We start from the raw sequence: 23,248 nt of genomic DNA, 5'->3' as shown, positions 1-23,248 counted from the left end.
TAGGATTCCATTTCGGCAAGTTGCCAACGGTTTCTGCTGATTCTTTGACATAACATAGATGATTTAATCAAACCAAGAACAGGAGATTCACAATGCTGAAGATTGAAGACCTTCATGTGTCTCTGGGCGAGAAGGAAATCCTCAAGGGGGTGGACATGGAAATTCACCCCGGTGAGGTACATATCCTTTTCGGCCCGAACGGATCAGGCAAGACATCGCTCTTGATGACTATAATGGGTTACCCCCAGTACAAAGTCACCTCAGGCAAAATATCCTTCAAAGATACCGACATCACATATATGCCTGTTCATGAACGTGCAAAGCTTGGTATCGGCATGTCATACCAGAGGCCTCCAACCATCAACGGCCTTAAAACCAGAAAAATGGTTGAGATATGCGGGCATGGCAAAGAAACCGATGTGGATAATCTCGCGGCGAATGTCAATTTCACTGATTTTCTTGACAGGGATATCAATGCCGGTTTTTCAGGCGGAGAAATAAAGCGCTCCGAATTGCTTCAACTCATGGCGCAACAGCCTGACCTTATGCTTTTCGATGAACCGGAATCAGGCGTCGACCTTGAAAACATTGCGCTGATCGGGAATACCATAGGCTCTCTTTTGCAGCGAAGTTTCCAGGCGCATACCGAATTCTCACAGAAACATGCGCACAGAAGCAGAAATAAAATGGGTCTCATTATCACGCATACCGGCTATATCCTTAATTATGTGCCTGCCGACAGGGGACAGGTGCTGTTCAATGGAGTTATGGCATGCAAGGGTAATCCTCAGGAGATATTCCAGACAATAAGCAGGGCAGGCTATCAGGAGTGTATAAAATGCATGAAATAGATGAAAAAATAGACCAGGCCAAAGACAGGAAAGCCGCTTTCGGTCCAGATATAGAACTTGATGAATACTGCATGGAAGGCGAGTGCCATCTTCCTATAGAAAAGCTTGATGAACTTCCGGCTGAAGACAAGGATATCATGCTTAAGGCCGGCGTTGATGCCACCGAGGCTGACCGTTCGGGTTCATATGTTCAGAAAGACACGACCGCTGTATATGCACAGTCCATGATGGACGGTCTTGAGGTCATACCCATCAAGGATGCCCTCAAACTGGACTGGATCAAGGAATATTACTGGAAACTTGTTTCCGCGGATCAGGACAAATATACCGCGCTTGCCTATACCGATCTTCATAACGGCTATGTGATAAGGACACTTCCAGGCGCTAAAGTCACCTTCCCTGTACAGGCATGCCTGTATCTCCATCAGGACGCATTGAGCCAGAATGTGCACAACCTCATCATCGCGGAAGAGGATTCGGAATTGCACGTGATAACAGGATGCGTATCCGGAGCTCATGTGATCAAGGGCCTTCATGTCGGCATTTCCGAATTTTTTGTGAAAAAGAACGCCAGCCTGAGCTTTACCATGATCCACCACTGGGCAGAAGGAATGAACGTCAGGCCGCGATCGGTCGGTGTAGTTGAGGAAGGCGGCCTTTTCATAAACAATTATATCTGTATGAAACCACTCAAATCTCTCCAGATGTATCCCACGACAAGGCTTGTCGGACGGGGAGCAGTTGCAAGATTCTACAGCCTTCTGGTCGGCCATCCCGGAACCGAGCTCGATGTCGGCGGAAAGATACTTCTGACAGCCCCTGAGACACGGGCCGAAATCATTGCCCGCTCAATAAGCAATGGAGGAACAATAATAAACCGGGGCCATCTCATGGGTGATGTCCCGGGCGTAAAGGCACACCTTGAGTGTAATGGTCTCATTCTGAACGGAGGCGATATATTTGCAGTTCCGGAGCTTCACGGCAAGGCCGAAGGTGTTGAAATGTCACATGAGGCGGCTGTGGGAAAGATCAACCAGGAGGAGATACTTTACCTGATGTCCAGAGGCTTGTCGGAAGACGAGTCCACATCTACAATTGTCAGGGGTTTTCTTAATGTCGATATCCCGGGATTACCGGCTGATTTGAAGGCCCAGATCGATGCTGCTGTCGCTCAGACACAGAACGAGGTCATGTAGCCCTAACCGTATAAAGACGCCCTTATGACTAAGGCATCAGGGCGTCTCTTGTTCCCTTGAATTCAACCCCGGACCTGCCGCATGCTTTGAGATCCTCTTCCGACGAGACCGTACCGGGTATTTCTTCAGAGTTCCATATGACATGCACATTTATTGACCTGCTGCCGTCCTTGTTTAAAGTAACCCTCCAGAATCTGCAGTAATTCATGTTGCACTGAACAAAAGGATTACCTTTGTCTACATGCCATCCGACTGTGATATCCGGATCCGCAAGAGATACCTTCTTCAAGGAAACCAGCTTTGTATGTGCAGCAACAGATGCATAAGTTCTTGAATTGGAATCGATGCCCGTTTTGGTTGAAGCCATTAAAAACCTTATAGTTCCGCATGTAATAAAAAATACCAGTGCAATTGTTATCAATACCTCAATCAGACCGAATCCTTTCCTCATTTCTTCCTCCATTTTCCATCATAAATCCAGCAGACTACAGCCCCGGTTGCGGACATTATCCTGATGGCGGCTGTTCTCTGAGCTTTTTTCAGATATATTGTACCTGCATTTGATGAGCCAATCGAGTTGAAGCTCAGACGGTTGTCAACCAGACTTATCCCGTCTTCAGGTATTTGCGTATCATTAGGGCCGATTGACGCCGCCGATCCGAACGTAATGCCGCTCCTGAGCTTGTATGGTCCGAGAACTTCCTCGCCGTCGTCTTTCATGCCGTTTGAATTCCTGTCGCCATAAACAAGAAACAACATCTTCGATGAATCAAAATCGAGTCTGAACGGAAAGCCTTTTTCTATCGCCTTTGTCCTTGAAGTCGAAATAGTGCCTGAAATAAAATCGACCTCATTATCAAGGCTTCTTTTTTCTATCACCCCACCAAGGAACGGGACTGATATTGAAGCAATTATGGCAACCAGGAAAATTACTACAAGGAGTTCAACAAGGCTTACTCCTCTTCTTCTATCGGCCTCCCATATTCGTTTACAATGCATAAACCCATTCCATTTAAAATTTGTGCAGTTACACCGAGCCCTTTTCTGAATTCACCGGATATCATTACAAAATGCGTACCGCATGATGGACTCTTGTCTTTAAGTATAGCAGACCGTGCACGTGTTATGCAAGTTATTCTTTTTGCAGCAACTGCACCTTTTATGAAATTGCCTGTAACGTCGTTGCCATCTTCAGTTACTATTCTGGCGATGCCCCTGATTACAGATTCCGCGTCCCCGTCTTCAAACATAGATTTAGGCCTGGGTGTGGAAAGGCCACCAAGCTGTTCAGGACATACGGGTATCAGAAGTGCACCTTCAGGGATCCTGAATTTTATGCCAGAGCTTTTTTTTAGATCATACCTGCATTCGAAACCGAGGAGGCAGGCGCTTACAATTATCGGAGACTTGAGGCTTACAGGGGCGGATTGGTCATCCACTGCGATTCGTCCTTATTGCTATCTTTGATAAACACTTTTCTGCCTTCAATTCTCAACATACCTTGTGCGAAAAGTTTGATCGCATGAGGATAAATTCTGTGCTCCTGCTTTAATATCCTGTGTTTCAGCTCTTCTTCCGTATCATCCGGAAAAACGGGGACAACCGCCTGAATTATGATAGGTCCGGTATCAACACCTTCATCAACGAAATGCACCGTGCATCCGGAAAACCTGACGCCGTAATCTATTGCAGCCTGCCTGACTTCGAGTCCCGGGAATGACGGCAGCAAAGCCGGATGAATATTCATCACCCTGCCCGGAAACGCCCTCAAAAATTCTCCTGTCAGTATTCTCATGAAGCCTGCCAGTGCAACAAGTTCGACACCGAAATCTTTCAGAATCCGTATCAATTCCCTGTCAAACCCGGCCCTGTCAGGAAAATCCTTATGGGAAACTATCCTTGTGGGAATTCCTTTTGCCTCAGCCCTTTTCAGTGCATATGCATCGGCCATGTTGCTTATTACGACTGCGACATCAACCATCTCGTCTGATTCGCAAAAATCAATGATCGATTGAAGATTGGTTCCGCTCCCCGATACCAGAACTCCGATTTTCATCCTACCCCATTACTCCAAAATGGAAACAGCAGAACCGTCCTTGCGCTGCTCGACGGCTCCAATAATCTGTGCGTTCAATTTGAGCCCCTTCAGCCTCAACAATACGTCTTCTGCTTCATTCGAGCCGACAAAAAGTATCATGCCGATACCCATGTTGAATGTCCTGAACATTTCGTTCTCTTCGATCTTCCCGAGTTCCTTTATAAACCTGAATACCGGCGGGACCTCCCAGAGTTTCTTTTCAATGATTGCGCAAGACCTCTCAGGAAGTATTCGCGGAATGTTATCTATGAATCCTCCGCCGGTGATATGGACAATCCCCTTTATATCGAAATCCCTGAAAAGGTTCAGGATACTTTTTACGTAAATCCTGGTAGGCGTAAGCAGTTCATCAGCAAGAACCTTTCCCAGTTCCGGTACATAGGAATCAATTTTCAATCCTGAATCTTCCAGCAGCACTTTTCTAGCAAGCGAAAAGCCATTGCTGTGAAGCCCAGATGAATCAATGCCTATAAGGATGTCGTTGCGTGTTATGCGTGAACCGTTGATATGTTTGTCGGCCTCAACCACGCCTACGCCGAAAGCGGCCAGATCATATTCATCAGACTTGTAAATCCCCGGCATCTCGGCAGTCTCTCCGCCTATAAGCGAGCAGCCGGCATCTTTGCATCCGTTCGCTATGCCTGTTATAATCTGTTTGTCTCTGTCCGGATTCAGCTTTCCGGTAGCAAAATAATCCAGAAGGAAAAGAGGCTGAGCCCCTTCGACGATTATGTCGTTCACAACCATGGCGACAAGATCTATGCCGACCGTATCATGTCTGTCCGCCATGAATGCTATCTTCAGCTTCGTACCCACACCATCCGTTGACGATACCAGTATCGGGTCTTTGAAATTATTCTGGTTAAACCTGAAAAGGCCTGAGAATCCGCCGATTCCACCCAAAACTTCAGGACCGAATGTAGATTTGATTATCGGTTTAATATTTTCGACAAAGGTGTTCTGCTTGTCTACATCCACCCCTGCCTGTTTATAAGTCATACCCATTGCAATCTCCCTTCAGAGACTAGTTTTTTACTACATGAGATTTGCTCTAGTCAAGGAACTCGACAGTTATTTGTTAATAAAAATTCAATTGTGCCTGAGGATGGCTTACCAATTGGTGATATCCGGAAAGTATTGTTCTATATCCTTCAAGAAATTCTCCCTGCTGCTGTATAGAATCGTCTTGCAGCCCGAGGCCTCCGCCCTTTTTATGTTTCCTATTCGATCATCGACAAAAAGAATATTTTCCTGCCTGAAACCGATAACAGACGCCGCAAAATCAAACGTCAGCTGGTCGACCTTGCTGCGTCCCGTGTAATAGCTGTTGAGAACAGTATCAAACAGATTGAAGAAGTGATGTCTTTCTTCCATTATATCGAGCCAGTTCGTCTGATCGCTCAATATCGCAAGTTTTGCATGATCTTTTAATTTTCCGACAATCTCAAACATCCATTCCCTTGGAACAAATCTTTCTATAAGAGCATCTCTCAGTTCATCGTCGGTTTCCATGATTCCCGTTTCATGTCGTATTCCTTCCCAGAAGACATTCTCTTCGGCCTTACCGGTAAGATACCCGGTTTCAAGTATCAGCCTGTCTGAAATTATCTCAAGCCTTAACGGGTCGATGCCATTCCTTTGCGCGATTGCATGAAGACCTTTCCTGTATCCTTCATCAAACAGAACACCACCGACATCGAATAATACCGCTTCAATCATATGCTCTCCATAAATCAATCAACTTATAATTCTTCTCAAATCTTTAATAAAAATAAGCATCATTGGAAGAACAAATAGCAGAAAAGCCACAGTATTAAAAACAAACATTGCAGACGCCCTCCTTTCATCAAGGCCAAACAGAACGGATGACATTACTGAATACACAGCTGCAGGCATAAATGACTCGATAAGTATGACGGATTCAATATCAGGATCAAGATTCAAAAAAACCAGAACAATCACTGTCATCGCAGGAATCAACAGAAACCTTATCATGCACAGGGTTAGACTTTCCTTTTTGTAGAAGAGCACATCCCCTATCAGGAAACTCAGTCCGAGCGAAAAGTAATATACGCCTATTGACAGCATCAGCAGTATCTCCACAGGAAAAATGATCATGGGCCTGGTGATACCGTAGAGCCTCATAAATATGGCCACGATCATTGCATAAAGGGGCATGTTTCTAGGACTTTTGATAAACTCCTTTACTGTGTCAAGGCTGTATGATTCACCTTTTGATGCCTGCTTTGCATAAGGGAATATTACAAGAAAAAGGTACGGAATGAAGTATGACAGGAATATGAATGAAAGCCCCAGTCCCTTTTCTCCCATAAAAAGATAGCAGATGAACCCGCCCATCGTAAAACCATGATTCGCTATGGAAGAGCTGATTATAAAAGTTGTTTTTGATTTATTATCCAGCCTGATGACATGTCCGAAAAGTCTGCCCGCGGCAAGTCCGAACAGCACCATGCAGAAACCGGCTACAGGAAGGTATATGAGTTCAGCGGTTATCTTAAGACCCCAGATGCTCCAGAACACTATGGGGGGCTCGATTATAACCAGATTTATCATGACAAGACGCCTTGTAAGCTTGACAGGGTCATTGAATCTGTTCTTTAATAATGCACCGGCCACAAAAGGAATGATGACCACTGACTGAAAGGCTGCAAATTGAGGGGTTGAGATCATGATAAATCTTCAATCATATGATTGTATGGTAAGCTTTCAGGAAGAAATATCATTTTTCTGTCTGTCCCTGGCTTTAGTCTTTCTTGCACGCCTGTCTTTCTGTTTGCGAATTTTCTGAACTTTTTCAGATTTTCCGCCGGTGATAAGCTCTTCAATTTTATCAGCCAGAATACGTCTTGCCAAAAAGCGGTTCAGTGTCTGAGACCTGTCTTCCTGGCATTTTACTTCAACACCTGACGGGATGTGCCTCAGATATACGCATGTCGATGTTTTGTTGAGCTTCTGTCCGCCTTTACCTTGAGACCGGACAAATTTTTCGATTATGTCCCTTTCATATATTTCCAGTGCATCGAGCCTTTCCTGGAGCGCTTTTATTTTTCCTGGTGATACAGCCATTCTTTCACAATATTCTTTTTGGTTGTGCTGGGGTTCTCGTTCAATCCGAAATTATGATAAAGAATCGATACTATAAGATATACAACTATTATGATTGTAAACACAAACCATTTGCCGCTCATAAAATATTTACCTATAAGCCATTTTCCGCAGGACGGACATTTTGTAAAATATCTTTTTTCGATATATTTTCTGCAGTTCGGACAGCGGTATTTTTTCTTAACCTCACCAAATTCCCTGCGTTCAATATTGTCCCTTAATGACTGCTGAACATTGATGGGGTCACCGCATCTGCTGCATTTGATTGTCTCCCCATCAAAATCATTCCAGATAGTTTCACTGCCGCACGTTCTGCATTTCACCTTCAGCATCTTGCCATCTCCCGCCTTCGATAATGGATATATTTATTATAAAGTTATCAGAACCCCATGTTATCATCAAGTCAATACCACCGGCAGACTTTGAAAAAACCGCATTTATCTTCCTAGCGCTTTTTATATTTACTTCAACAGGAAGCATGTGTCTGTCTAGCAGAACATCGCCCCAGAGATATTTCAATCTGGTCTCACCATTTTTGTTTTTCTTTTCACATCGCAGACCTGAAGGCGGAATTCCTGCAATCAGGCCAGCAATATCCTTTACAGGCACATTACAGCTGTCGATCTCGTGACCCCATGTATCCGTGATCCTTGCATTTCCGTCATCAATCTTCAGGATATAAGCCGCAATTCCACCGGGACCATATACCTCAGATATCCCGGATTCAGGAGACGATATCAGCATAGCCCCATTCAGACCGGTTCCCGAATTTATTACATTTCCCTTGATTTCGAATTCAGCTCTGAAAGGAAAGACTTTTTTCTGTTCGATATTTACAGTCGCACATCCATTCATGACAAAGACAGCAAAAATCATGATAGGATAGAAATGTTTCATGTGAGGTCTATAAACCATAACTCAGGAGCAAAGCAATTTCTTAAAAATTTTCATACAAGGTATTGACACATGTGTCTTCATAATTAGTTTAGTCTACATGATAAAAAAGATATTAATACCTACCGATTTCAGTTCTACTTCAATGCATGCATTGAAGTATGCAATCGAACTCAACAAGACCTTCGGCGCCAGACTTTATATCCTTCACATCCTGCAGGATATAACAGATTTTTCGGAATTCAATCTGAGCCCGACAATTCTGCCTCAATTGTATGCGGAATTCGAGCAGAACGCCACCAGCAAGCTCGAAGATATCGTCAATACAATAGTTCCCAAAGACATGACCTGCGACACCTATATAATACATGGTGTGCCATTCTATGAGATCATACAGTTTTCAAAAGATGAATGCATTGATTTGATCGTCATAGGATCTCATGGCCGCACCGGCATCAGGCATGCGCTGTTCGGGAGTACGGCCGAAAAGGTAATAAAAAAGTCGGTATGCCCTGTCCTTACAATAAAAAGTCCTGACGCATCTTTTGAAATGCCTTGAGGCTAACGAATCGGATTAATAGGACCCTCGATTCCGCCTTCCATATACTGGCGGATAAGAGGGTCTTTCGTATCTATGAAATCATCGGGCTCGCCTGAAAACACAATTCTGCCTTTATAAAGCATGGCCATCAAATCAGCCATCATGAGAGCACCGTGAATATCATGACTTATCACGAGGCTAGTCGCCTTCGTTTTTTTCTGAACCTCTTTTATGAGTATGTTGATGGCATTGCTCATTACAGGATCCAACCCGGTAGTGGGTTCATCAAAAAGCAGAATCTTAGGATCCATGGCAATAGCTCTTGCAAGACCGACCCTCTTTCTCATCCCCCCCGAGAGCTGTGAAGGAAGCTTTTCCTGAATGCCCGAGAGTCCTACTTCTTTCAGGAGTTCTGAAACCCTGTCATCTACTTCATTCTTGTTCATTTTAGTATGAACCTTATACGGAAATCCTACATTTTCACCTACAGACATGGAGTCGAACAAAGCCGCATCCTGAAAGCACACACCAAAGTTTTTTCTGATCTCATTTAGTTCTATATCGTTAAGTTTCGTTACATCCTTGCCGTCAATCAGGATTTCTCCTCCGTCCGGTTTAATCAAACCCAGGATATGCTTTATCATGACACTTTTTCCGGTACCGCTCGGCCCTATGATTACAGTAGTTTTTCCTTCAGGTATTACAAGGTCGACACCATCGAGAATCGTCTGCCCTTTAAACGATTTTTTTAATCCATTAATTACTATCTTCATTCAACCATACCGTCCTGTAAAGATCGGATCTCCGGTGTTCTAGCAGGGGAAATCTTTTTTTCAGATTCTGGCATTCATTCAGGTCGATCTCTATTACTCTTAAAGACTCGCCTTCTCCCAGATCTGCAATAACATCGCCGAATGGTCCGGCAACAATCGAGTGGCCATATGGAATATACTTAAAGTCATTATTTCTGGCAGGCTGTACGCCTGCAACAAACCCCTGCAGTTCCATGGCACGCATCCTTACCAGCATCTCCCAGTGCGCCGGCCCGGTTGTCATGGAAAAAGCGGCTGGGACAAACATCATGCTTACTCCCATATTTGCAAGGAGCTGCGTCAATTGAGTAAACCTTATATCATAACAGACAATAACCGAACACATACCCCATGGCGTTTTAAACGCACCCAGCATGTTTCCGGGTTTCACTGTTGCAGATTCAATTACTTTCGGCCCACCCGGAGGATCACAGTCGAACAGGTGTATTTTATCATGAAAGTATACTTCCTCGCCTTCAGGATCAATCACAAACGACCTGTTGAAAGGTTTCGCCCCTCCAACGGAGAACGGCAAGCTTCCGGCAATTATATATATCCGATTTTCCTGTGCCTTCTTCTTTAACAGATCAATTGCATATTCGGATCTGTTAACCGCTTTTTTAATATGAAACGGCTCATATGGACACAGAAACATCTCTGGAAGGACTGCTATCGAGGCCCCGTTTTCGGCAGCTTCTTCTGTCATGCCGGCCGCTTTTCTGATATTATCGGCAATGTCAATGCTCTGCTTCAACTGGCACAATCCAACTTTTACCTTATTTGCGGTCAAGTATCACCCCTCTCTTATAATTGACATCAGCTCCCTTGCCAGACTTTTTGAATCACCGCTTCCCGGCAGCCAGATACTGATTTTTGTATCCCTGGATCCAAAACTTTTAAACCATAATTTCAATTCTTCCCTGTCCATCTGCATACAATAAATCTCACTCCAGGTATTCAGTGCTATCACATCGATTTCCTTTATGGATGGAGACAAAGGCTGCTCGAGATTTCCAATAAGAATTACGGAACTGAGAGACATGCTTTTCATCAAGGAATCCCTGTCGAGTCCTATCGAAGCCGCATCAGGTATCTTTTTAACAAGGTCTCTCATCAGGCTCTGGACATCGGACAGATAAACACTGGTGGCATTCGGAAGCATATGACATGAAGTCGTGCTGCTGAATCGCCTGTTTAAAACCAGCCATGCTATTACGGAAGAAATCCTCCTCGCTGATGATATCACGCCTGATTTATCTGTATAATCCGGATTATTGAATACTTCCCACACCCCTTTTGAAAAACCGAAATAAAGGTCATCATATGGCTTCTCATTCTTCTGAATCCTCTTTTCAGTCTCTATCTTATCCTCTTTTCTGACATATACGGATTCTATTCTCCGTCTTAATACCTCTATTTCCATATCTTGAGAGATATCAGCCTTCGTACCGGAAGACGTGGCATCTTTAAGAAGCGCCATAGCCGACCTGTTTAAAAATTCATGTATATGGTTACCGAAAAGTTTATAGGTTTTAATATTCCAGTCGGGAAATGCATTAAGGTGCTCAATAGTCTTTAAGGACCATCCCCATTCTTTAATCAGCTCTGAAATCATTGTCCGTTTATGATTATCTCCGGTTGAAAGCAGGTCATTAGGTCTGATTTCCGGCAATGATTTGAGATAGATGCATTTTCTCATCAAATCTGCAGTATGGGAATTTCCTTCCTGGGAGTAATGTCTTTCAATACTTTTGAATGCCTCTATATACGGGTCAATTATTTCATTATACTTCGCTTCATGGACTTTTTTTTTCAGATTATTGCAGAATAATTCCGCTCCGCCTTTTGTCTCAAGATGCATTCTGACCTGTGCCATCTTCAAAACGCTTTTAAGCGGATCGCTCAAGGCCTTGTGCATCTGCCACAAGGCAGCGCCCAGAAGCTCATCCCTTGGAATTTCATCAAGGTCCCCGAGATCGATAAAGTCATCAGCATTTATCCCGTCGATATTCGACAAACCGTCTAATGTCTCATTGTAAAAATATTTATTTCCTTCTGCCGGTATTATCCACCAGACTGGAATCCTGCCTTCAATCAGAGTCATTGTCCTGTAAAACTCTTCCTTGAGAAGACTCTTTAGTGATGATCCCGCCCCCTCATGAGAAATAGCCCCGAAATTGTTTTTTTTAACATCTTCAGCATCCAGCAGAAAAAAAAATACATCCATATTGTATAAGCCAGAAGCCCATCTGCTTATTATTTCAAGTTTTTTTCCAAGCATTTTCATCCGTTTTTCGCCTATATCAGCGGCATTGACTACAACCCATATGTCACAGTCGCTGTCTTTCGTTTCAGCGACACTTCCGAGACTGCCTATTGTAAATATTCCTTCAATTTCACGTATTCTGGGCATGCTCTCCTGAATTGACCTGATGGATATTTTTTCAGGTATCATTGAAATGATATCCATTTGAGATTCTACAGGCCTTTTCATGATTTTTATACCGCAGGGGCAGTCTTCATTTCCCGAGTAGCCAGGAAATCCAGAATGATTCAAGTGAAGAAGCAAGGGAATCAGTTTCAGTACAAGATCTGCTCGGAGTGAGTCATTCTCATACATTATTCTGTGTTTATAACGGTTGTAGTTCAAAAAGGCCCTTTTATTTGAGATAAGCCTGCTGCTGTGAATCATACATTATCAGGGTTTTGCCTTTTTATTTTTAGGCTTTGACCGCTTAACGGCCGTTTGTTTCTCTGATACTGGATTTTCAACTTCTTTACGGGATCTTGCATAAAAAAAGACATATATCCCAAGCGCCATCATCATGAAGCAGAGCACTTGCCCCATACTGAAGGGACCTATTACGAATCCTTTCTGAACATCAGGCTGTCTGAAAAATTCCAGTATGAATCTGAACAGCCCATAAAAGAAAAGAAATGCCGACAGCAGCATGCCGTTTATTTTCGATTTAAAGCTGATCCCGAATACGATAAGGAACAGTACCAACCCCTCCAGGGATGCTTCATACAGCTGTGACGGATGCCTTGGCAGCGGACCTCCCCCGGGAAAAATCATACCCCATGGGACATCGGTAACACGTCCATACAGTTCGCCATTAATGAAGTTCCCTATCCTTCCGAAAAAGAGGCCGGGAGGGGCACCGAGAGCTCCCATATCAGCAAGCATCAGGAAGTTTTTCCTTCTTCTTTTTGCAAATATATATCCGGCAGCAAGAAGGCCAATAAGTCCTCCATGAAAAGACATCCCGCCATTCCATGGCATGAAAATTTCTATCGGTCTTAACATGAAATATGAAAAATCATAGATAATGCAGTAACCTAGACGGGCACCGATGATCAGGCCTGCAATCGAGTAAGCAAACAAATCCTCAATATCAAGTCTTGACAGGCCGTTTTGTCTCCTTTTCGATGCTGAATTTATAATCAGAAAGGCCAATACAAAGCCAATTACATACATAAGTCCGTACCATCTTATCTGTAATGGGCCCCAGATGTTAACAAGAACAGGATCGATATTCGGATAATTCATATATCAATGATTCTCATATCAAAGGTATCAAAGTCAAGAGTATGCCAGCGGTTATGTTGACTTATTTCCCAGCGTTTGATATTATTTTTGGAATTGAAAGGAAAATCAAACATGTTCAAAGTTGCTGATGTGGTTGTTTATCCCGCTCATGGTGTAGCTGAAATTGAATCAATCGAAGAAAGAGATATTTCAGGCACTAAACTTTCATTTATGATAATGAAAGTCCTCGATACCCAGATGACTGTCATGGTTCCTGTAAACAATATTAAAAACGTTGGGATAAGACCATTAATAGGCAAAAGTGAGATTGATAAGGTTTACAGCATTTTAAGGCAGAAGGACGTACATATCGACAACCAGACATGGAACCGCCGCTACAGGGAATATATGGAAAAAATAAAAAGCGGTAACGCTACCGAAATCGCCGAGGTACTGAGAGACCTTAATATATTGAAAAAAGGCAAAGAACTTTCTTTTGGCGAACGAAAGATGTATGATACAGCCAAGACACTGCTGGTTAACGAAATTTTCATCTCAAGAAAGCTCGATAAAACAGCGGTAGAGAAGAAGATTACGGATGCCCTAGGCAAAGAATGATATTTTTTAAGGATGAACTGATATGAAGTGGGTGGTCAGACTAGCTATCGCAGTAATAATTTTTTACGGTACTTTCACTTATGCACGGCAAAATATGAAGGAATGGTACTGGCTTGTCATATTGCCAGCAATCGGACTTTTATCCTTTGCCTCGATAGTATTCTCAGAGATGCGGGGTTATGCACTGCACCCCATGGCTTATGTTGGTGGACTTCTCTGCACGATATTGGGGCTCATCATAGGAAGCCTCATCGGATATAATTTCCTCGATAATCTCCAAGGCGGAATTTATATTTTCTTTATCTTAAACGTAATTTTCGGCTACCTCGGATATTCAATAGGGGTTAGCTGGGGCAAAGAACTTGGAAATCTTCCTGTGTTTGCAAGAAAAAAGAATACAGGGGCACCCCGCTCCAAGATACTCGATACCAGCGTAATAATCGACGGCAGGATACCTGATATCTGCGCAACAGGATTTATAGAGGGCAGGATAATCGTGCCCCAGTTTGTCCTTAATGAACTTCAGCATATAGCAGACTCTACAGACGGTCTTAAAAGAGCCAGAGGAAGGCGGGGGCTTGATGTATTGAACAAACTCCAGACCATTCCAAACATCAAGATAGAGATTAACGAAACCGAATATTCCAAAGTCAAAGAGGTCGATTCGAAGCTTATCTCCCTTGCAAAAGAACTTGATGCCGACATAATTACAAATGATTTCAATCTGAATAAAGTGGCTCAGATCAGAGGTGTAAATGTCCTTAATATAAACCTCCTTGCAAATGCCATTAAACCTATCATTCTCCCGGGCGAAACACTTACGGTTACCGTTACAAAACAGGGCAAGGAAAAGGGTCAGGGCGTAGCCTACCTCGACGACGGGACAATGGTCGTAATCGAACAGGGCGAAAGCCTTTTGAATACCGAAGTTGAAGCAGTTGTAACTTCTATCCTGCAGACTCCTGCAGGCCGCATGATATTCGCCTCATCGAAGAATGGAAACCTGTAGTGCGATAGTCGTAGCAGGAGGCAGCGGCAAAAGATTCGGCGGAAAGAAACAGTTTATAAATCTCAAAGGTGAACTTGTTCTCAAGATTGCAGTAAAACACTTTGACATCCCCGAAATAGACCGGATCATTGTTGTTGTTCCTGAAGAAGATGTAGAAGTGATGCAGTCCTGCCTGAATGGATTCAACAATGAAATCAAAATCGTACCCGGGGGAAAAGCAAGACATGATTCGGTGATGAACGGTCTTGATGCCGCTGGGAATTGTGATGTCGTTCTGATTCATGACGGCGTCAGGCCATTCATAACATTTAACCTTATAAAGAAATTGATCAAAGGAACAAGAGATGCGGATGGATGCATTCCGGTTCTGCCTGTTACGGATACAATCAAAATTGCTGAAAACGGTTTTATCATGAAAACAGTACCGCGTGAAAATCTCTTTGCAGTCCAGACGCCCCAGGCGTTCAAGATGAATAAGATATTGGATGCGCACAGAATGGCAATGGGGAGAGACTATATACCGACCGATGACAGTATTCTTATCGAGGAATCAGGCGGAACGGTCAGGATGGTGGAGGGCGAGCGTTTCAACATCAAGATAACGCTTCCTGAAGACATGATATTGGCGGAGGCGATTTATGCCTTTCAGAATCGGAACAGGATTTGACATTCATAGACTTGTCGAAGGCAGGCCGCTTGTACTGGGCGGAATAACAATCCCTTTTGAAAAAGGCCTTCTGGGTCATTCCGACGGTGATGTCATAATACACGCCATATGCGATGCAATACTCGGCGCCCTTGCCATGGGTGACATAGGCGTCATGTTCCCTGATAACTCACAGGAAACAAAAGACATATATTCAATCAGGATGCTTGAAACAATTGCCGAAAAGGCAAAAAAAGGCTACACAATCTCAAATATTGACTGCAACTGCATCTGCGAAAAACCGAAACTGTCGGGATACCGTGAGGCAATGACGGATATGGTATCCAGAGCAGCAGGCATTAGTAAAACTCAGGTTTCGATCAAGTTCAGGACATCCGAAGGGCTGGGCGAAATCGGCAGTTCCAATGCAATTGCAGCCCAGGCAGTGGTACTTCTGGAAGAAAGGACGGATTAGGACATATGGCTCTGGAAATATACTCGACACCGGAAAAGAAGAAGAAGGAATTCAAACCGATCAGCGGCAATAAAGTCGGCATGTATGTCTGCGGAATGACCGTATATGACATGTGCCACATCGGACATGCAAGAAGCCAGATTGTGTTTGATGTAATATCAAGGTTCCTTCGTCACAAAGGTTTCGACCTGACCTATGTGCGAAATTATACGGATGTCGACGACAAGATAATCGCCCGAGCCAATAAAGAAGGCGTTTCTTCTCAGGAACTGGCAGAGCGCTATATAGATGAATTTTCAAAAGACATGGATATTCTGAGGGTAAAGAAGCCCGATATCGAACCCAGGGCCACCGAGCATATCCCGCAGATCATCGAAATGGTCAAAACCTTAATAGAAAAGGGCCTCGCATATGAGTCGGACGGCAGTGTTTATTACAGGGTTTCGAAATTCAGGCCTTACGGCTACCTGAGCGGCCGCAGGCTCGAAGAGATGATTGCAGGTGCCAGGGTTGATATCGATGAAAGCAAGGAAGACCCTCTCGATTTCGCGCTCTGGAAAAAAAGCAAGCCTGGAGAACCGCTGTGGGACAGCCCCTGGTCACAGGGCAGGCCCGGCTGGCATATAGAATGCTCAGCCATGAGCACACATTATCTTGGACCTCAGCTTGATATCCATGGCGGCGGCAAGGACCTGATGTTCCCTCATCATGAAAACGAGATAGCCCAGTCCGAAGGTGTATATGAAAAGACCTTTGTCCGCTACTGGGTTCACAATGGCTTTGTAACGATTAACGGCGAAAAAATGAGCAAATCGCTGGGGAATTTCCTCACAATCAGGGAGATTACAAAGACAACTCACCCCGAAATATTGAGACTCATGCTTGTATCCAGTCACTACAGGACGCCTATCGACTATTCAGAAGAAGCGCTTGAGACATCAAGACAGACACTTATCAGATTTTATGAGATGCTTGAACGTGTCAACCTTTCAGCGGAATCTTCAGAAGAATCCAGACTGCCGGAAGTTGTTCAATCTTTCATGACCTCATTCGATGAAGCCATGTGCGACGACTTCAACACTGCACGTGCAATAGCCTGTATTCATGAACTTACTACCTCGGTTAACAAGACATTAAACGAAGCTTCATCCCTCACTGCAATGGATAAGACATCAATGGCAGGAGCAATAAGACTGATTAATGATGTGCTCGGAATTCTTGAGGAAGAACCTGCTGCATTTCTTGAAATGATGAAGCATTCAGGCCTCACAGATGCAGGCCTTACCGAAACAGACATCGAGGCATTTATCAATGAGCGGAATACCGCACGAAAAAACAGGGACTTTAAACGCGCCGATGAAATCAGGGAGATACTTAAGGATAAGGGAATACAGTTAAAGGACTCGCCTGCAGGGACAACCTGGGAGAAGCTGTAACTCTTATTGAATATTTATTCATCCTGATACATTTCCCACCATTCAGGGTTTACCTTAAGGCGGTTTCCCTCCCACTCTATTGCCCCGTGATTTTTAAGCCTTGCGATAAGCCTTGAGAATGTTTCCGGGATCGTTCCGATCGCAGATGCGATGTCTTTTTTCGGTATATCTATCCGGATTTCATTGAAACATCCGTAATGATCGAGGAGAAAACGGAAAAACCGCTCCTCAACATCATACGACATCAGGTACATGATGCGTTCTGCAAGATAGCGCTGCTTTTGCATCAGACTGATAATGAATTTTTTTCTGAAAGGCTCTTTTGAAAGCAGATCATAAAAAGCATCCCTGTTAACAGCGAACACGGTGCTGGGCATAACGGCCATTGCGCTTACCGGATACGTATCCCTTTCAAACAGTATCAGTTCGGCAAATATTTCTCCTGGCCTGACAAGCCTAATATCCACCTCCTGCCCTGAAGCAGAAGTCTTGAAAAGCCTTACCCCTCCATCAACAAGAAGATAGAAGTATTTACCGGGTTCACCTTCGGTAAAAAGAAGTTCCGCATGTGACATGTTTTTTACTGACCCGGCGGCACGCAGGGTTTTAAGCTCATCCTCCATACCTGCAAAAAGATCGCTTTTTTCAAACAAGCTGATTATATCCATACACTATTCCTGTTTACTTCACCTGCAGCATGAATCGTTCAGGATGGAAGGCTGAAATTGATCACAACCTCAACATCCTTACAAAGGCTCTGCTTAACAGGACATGTATGGGCAGTTTTTTCAAGTTTCGTTCTGTCGGCTTCGGACAGGTTCAAACCTTCCGGGTAAGTTATTTCAACCGTGAGTTTGCCGATCCGTCTCGCAGGAATTGACGTCATATCTTTGATCACATGTACTTTTGTTCCTTTCAAGTCTATCCCTGAACGTTTGGCAACAAGGTCCATGACTGTGATAATACATGTTCCCAGGGCTGCGCCGACAAGATCTGTGGGAGAAAATGCCTCGCCTCTGCCACCGTTATCTAGCGGCGCATCCGTGATGATTTTTTGACCGGAAATAGAGTGTTCTGCCGTGCAGTGCAGATCACCCTCATAAACAATAGAGATTTCAACTCCCATGATTTCCCCTCCCGCGTTCCTTAAATATTTTAATTTATTTGCAGTTAAAATTAATAAGTAAATTGTTGTTGGCAATAAACATTCTTTGTAGGATATGGATTTTCTTATGTCACGTGTATTTGCAATCTTATGCATCTGCTCATTTTCCGCCATGACAGGCATGAATATCCTGGCCCCTGTTCTCCCTGTTTACATTGAAACTCTCGGCATAAGCGGAACGATGCTCGGCATAATAACCTCATGTTATTTCATCTCTTTCATGCTTGCAAGCCCGTTTGCAGGGAGGCTGGGAGACAGATACGGATACAAATTGCTTATTGCGCTGGGTCTCGGAATTCAGGCAGGGGTATCCCTTCTATATCTTATGACGCAAAACCCCTGGAATCTGGCTATTCTCAGGCTCATTCAGGGGCTTTTGAGCGCAATGGTCATAACACCTTCCCTGGCATGGGCTGGTTCTCTCTCAACAAAAGGCAGGGAAGCCTCATATATGGGTATATTCAATGCATGCACTTTTTTCGGCATGGGTATAGGCCCGACATTAGGAGGCTATGCCTCAAAAAATTCCAATTTCAACATGCCGTTTATCATTATGTCAGGGATCCTGTTTTTTTCATTTCTGCTCTGCACCCTTCTGCCAGAAAAAATAAAAAGGATGTCATCTGAAAACAAACCCGGTATGAAATTCAAAAGAATTACAGATATACTCACATTCCGTCCAGTTCAGGGACTGCTGATATGCTCGTTTGTCCTTTCCCTCGGTGAAGGCGGCCTCACTTCATTCCTGCCCGTACTGGCAAACCGGCACAGCCTTACACAGCCTCAGATTGGTTTGCTGGCGTCAATATTTGCAATTACCGCCGGCATATGTCTGACACCGGCCGGCTATATTGCAAACAAAACCGACAAGACTGTAATTATGATGTCCGGCCTATTTCTGATTGCCGTTGGTATAGGGTTGCTTCCCACCGGCACTTCTTTTCACTCGTTTGCCGCACTGGGTATTGTTTCAGGCATCGGGATTGCTCTGGTAATGCCTTCATCTTCCGCTCTTCTGATAAGCCTCACCGGAAAAAGCGGGCTGGGTATTTCATTGGGTCTGTTTACGATCACTAACATGCTTGGATTCATTGCCGGACCCGGCATAAGCGGGATTATAATGGATTATCTTGCCCTTAATGATATTTTTTATATCATCTCCGGTTTATTTGTAATCTCGATTATCGTCCTGTACTTTTACCTCAGGATTCTCTCGCCAGTCCCGATAAGACATACATCAGGACCATAATAAAATATTTTTTAAAAGCAACCTTTTTAATCGGTTCAATTTGGAGTTATAATAACTGCCAGCTGAACTTTCTTATTAGATTTTATTTGATTTTTTATTGTTAAGGAGGACTTATGATTCAGGATTGTGCTTTTCATGAATACAAGAACAGGCAGATAGAAGATATTCTTAAGGCAAACAACCGTCAGGCGATATCTTCAGGCCCCGAGCCTCAAAAAAATTCCCTCATACCGCCACTTATAACAAAGATGTCCGACATCATCCGTGCAGCATGTATACTTGGTCCCGACAAAGGAATCATCCACGTCAACGAGGACGGGAATGAACACCTTCAATCATATTCGGATCTGATGCACAGTTCGAAATGTGTCATGTCCGGACTTAGAGGAAAAGGCCTGAAACCCGGCTATAAGGTAATATTGCAGCTTGCAGACCCGGCCCTGTTTCTTTCGGCCTTCTGGGGTTCAATTCTTGGCGGTTTTGTCCCTGTACCTCTCCCTCTTCCTAACGGCTATCCAATACCTGAAGGCATGGAAAGGCTTAATGGAGTTTTAAGGGTTATCAATAATTTCTGTATTGTCACAGACCAGGAAAGAGAGGTTTTCAGAGGACTTGAATGTTCAAATCTGTTCGATATTGTCGAACTTCTTGGCAGCCGTCCGGATAACAATTTTTATAAAACAGGCCCGGACGAACCGGTATTGATACAATTCTCATCGGGTTCGACAGGCGATCCGAAAGGCGTGATTCTATCTCAGGCCAATCTTCTTTCATCGATAGACGCCGGCGCCATCATGACCTTGAGCTCTGACCCGAATGATGTAAGACCGGTAATCGGCTATTCCCTGTTTCTTATGAAAAACCGCTTTTTCAAGATTCACGGCAGGGGAATCGTATCCAGAACAGTTTCTCGTTTATCCGATCTTAACATGTTAAGGATGGGCCCTAAATCATCACGCCTGATTGAGTCTCTGGAAATCCTGTCCGGAAACAGGATATCACGCGATATGGATATCGCCTTTGATGAACTCAGCTTTGTAAACTGGATGCCGTATTCACATGATATGGGACTGATCGGTTTTCATATTTCACCAATGCTTACTGGTATGAGCCAGGTAAACCTGTCCACCAGAACATTTGTAGAGAATCCTTCACTATTCCTGAAGCTCATCCACAAATACAGGGCGACACATGTGCCATGCCCTAATTTTGCAATGCAGTGGCTGACTTCCCAGGTAAGGGACGAAGACATAAAAAACATAGACCTTTCTTCGATAAGAGCCCTTTACAATGGTTCTGAGCCGATATCCTCCTCGGTCACTCACTCATTCATAAATAAATTCAAACGGTTCGGTCTCAAAAAAGAATCCATCCGGATGGCATACGGTATGGCAGAAGCATCTCTTCAAATATCGATGCCGCCGATCAACTCGGTTCCCACTTTCCATAAAATCGACAGAAATGTATTAATAAACAGAAACATCGCCATAGATGCTTCAGAAGATGAAGATTCAATCGAACTTGCAGACCTGGGATATCCCGTCTCATATATGACTGTCAGGATAACTGATGACAATGACGAGCTACTTAATGAGAACATGATCGGCCATATCCAGATCAAGGGTATGAATGTCACATCCGGCTATTTCAATGGGGTGGATATGGACTCAGATCTTTTTTGCGGTGAATGGCTCAGAACAGGAGATATGGGATTCATAAGAGACGGCAGAATTGTTGTAACTGGCAGGCACAAGGATATAATTTTTATAAACGGCAGAAATATATATTCAAACGATATAGAAGAATACATCAGGAATATCCCGGGGCTCAGATCTCTTCATTATGCAGTCTGCGGAATAACGGATGTCAAAACAGGCTTGGAAAAGGTCATACTCTTTGCAAGGTCAGGAGAATCAAGACAGCACCTTTCAAGAATGCTTTCTAATATAAACAGCCGGTTGCGGAAATCGTTCGGATTCACCTTGTCTTCAATTGTAAAAGTACCGGAATTACCGCTAACCTCAAGCGGAAAAATAAAACGGTACAAACTCAGGGATGATTTTATCAAGGGTCTCATAAAAGATGAAATTTCTCAAGACGATGAACCGTTCGCAGCAATTAATATGGATATGAATCCCGAACCCCAGTCCAGGTTCGAAATAATACTGCTCGGTATCTTTTCTGAAGTACTCGGAAAACCTGATTTAACAAGATACGATAACTTTTTTGATCTTGGTGGAAACTCCATTAGCGCAACAAAGGTAATATCGCGCATCAGAGATGAATTCAGAATAGATCTGTCCATTGCAGCCATTTTTGAGATGCAGACCGTCGAATCTCTTTCAGGTGTGGTGGAAAAGGCTATAAATTATAAAAGACGTTATTCGGAGTCAAAAAAATCAGACATCATGAATTCTCTTATCGGAACTTGAAATATAACATTATTTTTTATTTTTGTAATGCCGATGATAACTGTATCGATAGAACGGCAGACAGGAGAAAATCCTATGAGACAGCATGCAAGACGCAACACCGAAATACCCCTGAGGTATTATGGATACGGGATGCAAGATCATAAATCCGGACAGCTCAGAAATGTCAGTCTGAACGGGCTTTCCTTTAAATCACATTATCCTTTTCAGTCAGGAATGAGGCTTGTTGTTAACATCCCCTATTTAAATCCATTGTTTAAAGCGTCCGCCTCTGTCATTTGGTGTCATCATTCCGATTCATCCTACGAAGTGGGCATCAAATTTCACGATGACGGCAATGCCGATGCATCAAAGATCATGTTTGAACAGATATGTCTAATTGAAAATTACAGGACCGATGTTAGAAAAAATGAAGGCAGAACGATATCTTCAGAACAGGCTGCGAAAGAATGGTTTTCCATGCAGGGAAACGATATATTGTGCTGATTTGAGAATATCGACACGGAGTCTCGATGAATAACCCCCTTTCACATATTGAAGTTAGGATACTTGGCTCATTAATTGAAAAAAAGCTTTCCACACCGGATAATTATCCGCTTACCCTTAATTCTCTTACGCTGGCCTGCAACCAGAAAACAAGCCGGAATCCAGTGACCGAATATTCCGAAGACAGCGTTCATTCAGCCGTCAAAGGTCTTATTGAAAAAAGGCTTGCATGGGAGAGCACCCTCGGGAGGGCGCCAAAATATGAAGAAAATTTTTTAAAATCATACAGTCTGGACAATCCCGAAGCCGCCCTTATCTGTGTTATCATGCTCAGAGGGTCTCAGACCCCCGGTGAATTGAGGATCAATTCTGAAAAAATGCACACCTTTAATTCTTATGAAGACCTGATTGACGCAATGGAAATCCTTTTCGACAAACAACTGATTATAAGACTCCCCAGGCAGCCGGGGCAGAAAGAGCACCGCATCACTCACCTTCTGTGCGGAGAACCGGAAATTAATACCGGTATCCAGAACACGCCAGAACACGTCATGCCGTCTGTATCTGAAGACATCATCACGGAACTCGCAGCAATAAGAAAAGAGCTAGAAGAGTTGAAGGCTTCTTTCCAAAAATTCAAATCACAGTTTGAATAAAATATTTGTCATCTCTTCATATGAGCAAT

Annotated in this window: 28 protein-coding genes; 12 read left to right on the top strand and 16 right to left on the bottom strand. The window is 43.7% G+C overall.

Annotated elements, in window-relative coordinates; all coding sequences use genetic code 11:
* Window positions 1-92: 92 nt before the first annotated feature.
* Both VIS94_16700 and VIS94_16695 read left to right on the top strand, forming a co-directional pair.
* Window positions 93-851, top strand: coding sequence for an ABC transporter ATP-binding protein (locus tag VIS94_16700; protein ID HEY9162719.1), 759 nt, complete (start codon window positions 93-95; stop codon window positions 849-851).
* On the top strand, window positions 839-2,047 hold the full coding sequence (locus VIS94_16695) for a SufD family Fe-S cluster assembly protein (protein HEY9162718.1): 1,209 nt from the start codon (window positions 839-841) through the stop codon (window positions 2,045-2,047). Before VIS94_16700 ends, VIS94_16695 begins: the two co-directional genes overlap by 13 nt.
* 28 nt (window positions 2,048-2,075) lie before the next feature.
* Here VIS94_16695 and VIS94_16690 read toward each other — a convergent pair whose 3' ends face one another.
* From VIS94_16690 to VIS94_16645, 10 genes are all read right to left on the bottom strand, one after another.
* Window positions 2,076-2,498 carry a prepilin-type N-terminal cleavage/methylation domain-containing protein gene (locus VIS94_16690; protein HEY9162717.1) on the bottom strand — a complete coding sequence of 141 codons (423 nt, stop codon included), beginning with the start codon at window positions 2,496-2,498 and terminating at the stop codon, window positions 2,076-2,078.
* Window positions 2,495-3,046: a prepilin-type N-terminal cleavage/methylation domain-containing protein gene (locus VIS94_16685; protein ID HEY9162716.1), complete on the bottom strand. Its 552-nt coding sequence runs from the start codon at window positions 3,044-3,046 to the stop codon at window positions 2,495-2,497. The genes VIS94_16690 and VIS94_16685 overlap by 4 nt, the downstream gene beginning before the upstream one ends.
* Window positions 3,001-3,486: a DUF523 domain-containing protein gene (locus VIS94_16680; protein HEY9162715.1), complete on the bottom strand. Its 486-nt coding sequence runs from the start codon at window positions 3,484-3,486 to the stop codon at window positions 3,001-3,003. The genes VIS94_16685 and VIS94_16680 overlap by 46 nt, the downstream gene beginning before the upstream one ends.
* Window positions 3,462-4,103 (bottom strand): phosphoribosylglycinamide formyltransferase, encoded by a 642-nt coding sequence (purN, locus tag VIS94_16675; protein HEY9162714.1) that lies wholly within the window; start codon window positions 4,101-4,103, stop codon window positions 3,462-3,464. Before purN ends, VIS94_16680 begins: the two co-directional genes overlap by 25 nt.
* A gap of 9 nt (window positions 4,104-4,112) precedes the next feature.
* Window positions 4,113-5,150 carry a phosphoribosylformylglycinamidine cyclo-ligase gene (purM, locus tag VIS94_16670; protein HEY9162713.1) on the bottom strand — a complete coding sequence of 346 codons (1,038 nt, stop codon included), beginning with the start codon at window positions 5,148-5,150 and terminating at the stop codon, window positions 4,113-4,115.
* A gap of 105 nt (window positions 5,151-5,255) precedes the next feature.
* A complete protein-coding gene (locus tag VIS94_16665; protein HEY9162712.1) occupies window positions 5,256-5,864 on the bottom strand; it encodes an HAD family hydrolase in 609 nt (202 codons plus the stop codon).
* An 18-nt stretch (window positions 5,865-5,882) separates the two neighbouring features.
* On the bottom strand, window positions 5,883-6,836 hold the full coding sequence (locus VIS94_16660) for an AEC family transporter (GenBank protein ID HEY9162711.1): 954 nt from the start codon (window positions 6,834-6,836) through the stop codon (window positions 5,883-5,885).
* A 36-nt stretch (window positions 6,837-6,872) separates the two neighbouring features.
* On the bottom strand, window positions 6,873-7,232 hold the full coding sequence (locus VIS94_16655) for a peptide chain release factor-like protein (GenBank protein HEY9162710.1): 360 nt from the start codon (window positions 7,230-7,232) through the stop codon (window positions 6,873-6,875).
* Complete coding sequence (locus VIS94_16650; GenBank protein ID HEY9162709.1) at window positions 7,208-7,603, bottom strand: hypothetical protein; 396 nt, start codon at window positions 7,601-7,603, stop codon at window positions 7,208-7,210. Before VIS94_16650 ends, VIS94_16655 begins: the two co-directional genes overlap by 25 nt.
* Window positions 7,569-8,168, bottom strand: a complete 600-nt coding sequence (locus tag VIS94_16645) for a hypothetical protein (protein ID HEY9162708.1) — start codon at window positions 8,166-8,168, stop codon at window positions 7,569-7,571. The genes VIS94_16650 and VIS94_16645 overlap by 35 nt, the downstream gene beginning before the upstream one ends.
* Before the next feature lie 97 nt (window positions 8,169-8,265).
* On the opposite strand from VIS94_16645, the gene VIS94_16640 reads away from it, so the two are divergent.
* Window positions 8,266-8,724 carry a universal stress protein gene (locus tag VIS94_16640; protein HEY9162707.1) on the top strand — a complete coding sequence of 153 codons (459 nt, stop codon included), beginning with the start codon at window positions 8,266-8,268 and terminating at the stop codon, window positions 8,722-8,724.
* A gap of 2 nt (window positions 8,725-8,726) precedes the next feature.
* Here VIS94_16640 and VIS94_16635 read toward each other — a convergent pair whose 3' ends face one another.
* The 4 genes from VIS94_16635 to lgt are packed head-to-tail and all read right to left on the bottom strand — an operon-like array spanning window position 8,727 to window position 13,068.
* Entirely contained in the window at window positions 8,727-9,479 is a 753-nt protein-coding gene (locus VIS94_16635) for an ABC transporter ATP-binding protein (GenBank protein HEY9162706.1), read from the bottom strand.
* On the bottom strand, window positions 9,463-10,308 hold the full coding sequence (locus tag VIS94_16630) for a carbon-nitrogen hydrolase family protein (protein HEY9162705.1): 846 nt from the start codon (window positions 10,306-10,308) through the stop codon (window positions 9,463-9,465). The genes VIS94_16635 and VIS94_16630 overlap by 17 nt, the downstream gene beginning before the upstream one ends.
* A 3-nt stretch (window positions 10,309-10,311) precedes the next feature.
* Window positions 10,312-12,210 carry a class I adenylate cyclase gene (locus tag VIS94_16625; protein ID HEY9162704.1) on the bottom strand — a complete coding sequence of 633 codons (1,899 nt, stop codon included), beginning with the start codon at window positions 12,208-12,210 and terminating at the stop codon, window positions 10,312-10,314.
* Between the two features lie 6 nt (window positions 12,211-12,216).
* Complete coding sequence (lgt, locus tag VIS94_16620) at window positions 12,217-13,068, bottom strand: prolipoprotein diacylglyceryl transferase (GenBank protein HEY9162703.1); 852 nt, start codon at window positions 13,066-13,068, stop codon at window positions 12,217-12,219.
* Between the two features lie 111 nt (window positions 13,069-13,179).
* Between lgt and VIS94_16615 the strand changes: the two genes are divergently transcribed.
* The 5 genes from VIS94_16615 to cysS are packed head-to-tail and all read left to right on the top strand — an operon-like array spanning window position 13,180 to window position 17,231.
* Window positions 13,180-13,665: a CarD family transcriptional regulator gene (locus VIS94_16615; protein HEY9162702.1), complete on the top strand. Its 486-nt coding sequence runs from the start codon at window positions 13,180-13,182 to the stop codon at window positions 13,663-13,665.
* A gap of 22 nt (window positions 13,666-13,687) precedes the next feature.
* Window positions 13,688-14,674, top strand: coding sequence for a PIN domain-containing protein (locus VIS94_16610; protein ID HEY9162701.1), 987 nt, complete (start codon window positions 13,688-13,690; stop codon window positions 14,672-14,674).
* A complete protein-coding gene (gene ispD / locus VIS94_16605; GenBank protein HEY9162700.1) occupies window positions 14,661-15,341 on the top strand; it encodes a 2-C-methyl-D-erythritol 4-phosphate cytidylyltransferase in 681 nt (226 codons plus the stop codon). The genes VIS94_16610 and ispD overlap by 14 nt, the downstream gene beginning before the upstream one ends.
* Complete coding sequence (gene ispF, locus VIS94_16600) at window positions 15,313-15,795, top strand: 2-C-methyl-D-erythritol 2,4-cyclodiphosphate synthase (protein HEY9162699.1); 483 nt, start codon at window positions 15,313-15,315, stop codon at window positions 15,793-15,795. Before ispD ends, ispF begins: the two co-directional genes overlap by 29 nt.
* Window positions 15,796-15,800: 5 nt before the next feature.
* Window positions 15,801-17,231, top strand: a complete 1,431-nt coding sequence (gene cysS / locus VIS94_16595) for a cysteine--tRNA ligase (protein ID HEY9162698.1) — start codon at window positions 15,801-15,803, stop codon at window positions 17,229-17,231.
* A gap of 14 nt (window positions 17,232-17,245) precedes the next feature.
* Here cysS and VIS94_16590 read toward each other — a convergent pair whose 3' ends face one another.
* Window positions 17,246-17,899 (bottom strand): Crp/Fnr family transcriptional regulator, encoded by a 654-nt coding sequence (locus VIS94_16590; GenBank protein ID HEY9162697.1) that lies wholly within the window; start codon window positions 17,897-17,899, stop codon window positions 17,246-17,248.
* Window positions 17,900-17,937: 38 nt separating this feature from the next.
* On the bottom strand, window positions 17,938-18,357 hold the full coding sequence (locus VIS94_16585; GenBank protein HEY9162696.1) for an OsmC family protein: 420 nt from the start codon (window positions 18,355-18,357) through the stop codon (window positions 17,938-17,940).
* A 106-nt stretch (window positions 18,358-18,463) separates the two neighbouring features.
* Between VIS94_16585 and VIS94_16580 the strand changes: the two genes are divergently transcribed.
* The 4 genes from VIS94_16580 (at window position 18,464) to VIS94_16565 (ending at window position 23,219) form a co-directional block, all read left to right on the top strand.
* Window positions 18,464-19,645 carry an MFS transporter gene (locus VIS94_16580; protein ID HEY9162695.1) on the top strand — a complete coding sequence of 394 codons (1,182 nt, stop codon included), beginning with the start codon at window positions 18,464-18,466 and terminating at the stop codon, window positions 19,643-19,645.
* A gap of 113 nt (window positions 19,646-19,758) precedes the next feature.
* The gene (locus VIS94_16575) at window positions 19,759-22,077 is read left to right on the top strand and encodes a non-ribosomal peptide synthetase (GenBank protein ID HEY9162694.1); all 2,319 of its coding nucleotides are present in this window, start codon (window positions 19,759-19,761) and stop codon (window positions 22,075-22,077) included.
* Window positions 22,078-22,152: 75 nt separating this feature from the next.
* A complete protein-coding gene (locus tag VIS94_16570) occupies window positions 22,153-22,563 on the top strand; it encodes a PilZ domain-containing protein (protein HEY9162693.1) in 411 nt (136 codons plus the stop codon).
* Window positions 22,564-22,589: 26 nt separating this feature from the next.
* Window positions 22,590-23,219: a YceH family protein gene (locus VIS94_16565; GenBank protein ID HEY9162692.1), complete on the top strand. Its 630-nt coding sequence runs from the start codon at window positions 22,590-22,592 to the stop codon at window positions 23,217-23,219.
* The last annotated feature ends 29 nt before the right edge of the window (window positions 23,220-23,248 follow it).

The organism is Desulfomonilia bacterium (assembly GCA_036567785.1).
Taxonomy (GTDB): domain Bacteria; phylum Desulfobacterota; class Desulfomonilia; order UBA1062; family UBA1062; genus DATCTV01.
The sequence above is the reverse complement of the archived record's forward strand: the minus strand, read 5'-3'. Positions and strand labels throughout refer to the sequence as shown.

What these genes read in the sequence shown, in the direction of transcription:
- VIS94_16645 (HEY9162708.1), bottom strand. Translation starts at nt 8,168, where the DNA reads ATGAAACATTTCTATCCTATCATGATTTTTGCTGTCTTTGTCATGAAT.
- ispF (HEY9162699.1), top strand. Translation starts at nt 15,313, where the DNA reads ATGCCTTTCAGAATCGGAACAGGATTTGACATTCATAGACTTGTCGAA.
- VIS94_16585 (HEY9162696.1), bottom strand. Translation starts at nt 18,357, where the DNA reads ATGGGAGTTGAAATCTCTATTGTTTATGAGGGTGATCTGCACTGCACG.
- VIS94_16695 (HEY9162718.1), top strand. Translation starts at nt 839, where the DNA reads ATGCATGAAATAGATGAAAAAATAGACCAGGCCAAAGACAGGAAAGCC.
- VIS94_16690 (HEY9162717.1), bottom strand. Translation starts at nt 2,498, where the DNA reads ATGAGGAAAGGATTCGGTCTGATTGAGGTATTGATAACAATTGCACTG.
- VIS94_16580 (HEY9162695.1), top strand. Translation starts at nt 18,464, where the DNA reads ATGTCACGTGTATTTGCAATCTTATGCATCTGCTCATTTTCCGCCATG.
- VIS94_16590 (HEY9162697.1), bottom strand. Translation starts at nt 17,899, where the DNA reads ATGGATATAATCAGCTTGTTTGAAAAAAGCGATCTTTTTGCAGGTATG.
- VIS94_16655 (HEY9162710.1), bottom strand. Translation starts at nt 7,232, where the DNA reads ATGGCTGTATCACCAGGAAAAATAAAAGCGCTCCAGGAAAGGCTCGAT.
- VIS94_16625 (HEY9162704.1), bottom strand. Translation starts at nt 12,210, where the DNA reads ATGATTCACAGCAGCAGGCTTATCTCAAATAAAAGGGCCTTTTTGAAC.
- VIS94_16700 (HEY9162719.1), top strand. Translation starts at nt 93, where the DNA reads ATGCTGAAGATTGAAGACCTTCATGTGTCTCTGGGCGAGAAGGAAATC.
- ispD (HEY9162700.1), top strand. Translation starts at nt 14,661, where the DNA reads ATGGAAACCTGTAGTGCGATAGTCGTAGCAGGAGGCAGCGGCAAAAGA.
- lgt (HEY9162703.1), bottom strand. Translation starts at nt 13,068, where the DNA reads ATGAATTATCCGAATATCGATCCTGTTCTTGTTAACATCTGGGGCCCA.
- VIS94_16570 (HEY9162693.1), top strand. Translation starts at nt 22,153, where the DNA reads ATGAGACAGCATGCAAGACGCAACACCGAAATACCCCTGAGGTATTAT.
- VIS94_16565 (HEY9162692.1), top strand. Translation starts at nt 22,590, where the DNA reads ATGAATAACCCCCTTTCACATATTGAAGTTAGGATACTTGGCTCATTA.
- VIS94_16610 (HEY9162701.1), top strand. Translation starts at nt 13,688, where the DNA reads ATGAAGTGGGTGGTCAGACTAGCTATCGCAGTAATAATTTTTTACGGT.
- VIS94_16635 (HEY9162706.1), bottom strand. Translation starts at nt 9,479, where the DNA reads ATGAAGATAGTAATTAATGGATTAAAAAAATCGTTTAAAGGGCAGACG.
- VIS94_16615 (HEY9162702.1), top strand. Translation starts at nt 13,180, where the DNA reads ATGTTCAAAGTTGCTGATGTGGTTGTTTATCCCGCTCATGGTGTAGCT.
- VIS94_16660 (HEY9162711.1), bottom strand. Translation starts at nt 6,836, where the DNA reads ATGATCTCAACCCCTCAATTTGCAGCCTTTCAGTCAGTGGTCATCATT.
- purM (HEY9162713.1), bottom strand. Translation starts at nt 5,150, where the DNA reads ATGGGTATGACTTATAAACAGGCAGGGGTGGATGTAGACAAGCAGAAC.
- VIS94_16665 (HEY9162712.1), bottom strand. Translation starts at nt 5,864, where the DNA reads ATGATTGAAGCGGTATTATTCGATGTCGGTGGTGTTCTGTTTGATGAA.
- VIS94_16575 (HEY9162694.1), top strand. Translation starts at nt 19,759, where the DNA reads ATGATTCAGGATTGTGCTTTTCATGAATACAAGAACAGGCAGATAGAA.
- VIS94_16640 (HEY9162707.1), top strand. Translation starts at nt 8,266, where the DNA reads ATGATAAAAAAGATATTAATACCTACCGATTTCAGTTCTACTTCAATG.
- cysS (HEY9162698.1), top strand. Translation starts at nt 15,801, where the DNA reads ATGGCTCTGGAAATATACTCGACACCGGAAAAGAAGAAGAAGGAATTC.
- purN (HEY9162714.1), bottom strand. Translation starts at nt 4,103, where the DNA reads ATGAAAATCGGAGTTCTGGTATCGGGGAGCGGAACCAATCTTCAATCG.
- VIS94_16685 (HEY9162716.1), bottom strand. Translation starts at nt 3,046, where the DNA reads ATGCATTGTAAACGAATATGGGAGGCCGATAGAAGAAGAGGAGTAAGC.
- VIS94_16650 (HEY9162709.1), bottom strand. Translation starts at nt 7,603, where the DNA reads ATGCTGAAGGTGAAATGCAGAACGTGCGGCAGTGAAACTATCTGGAAT.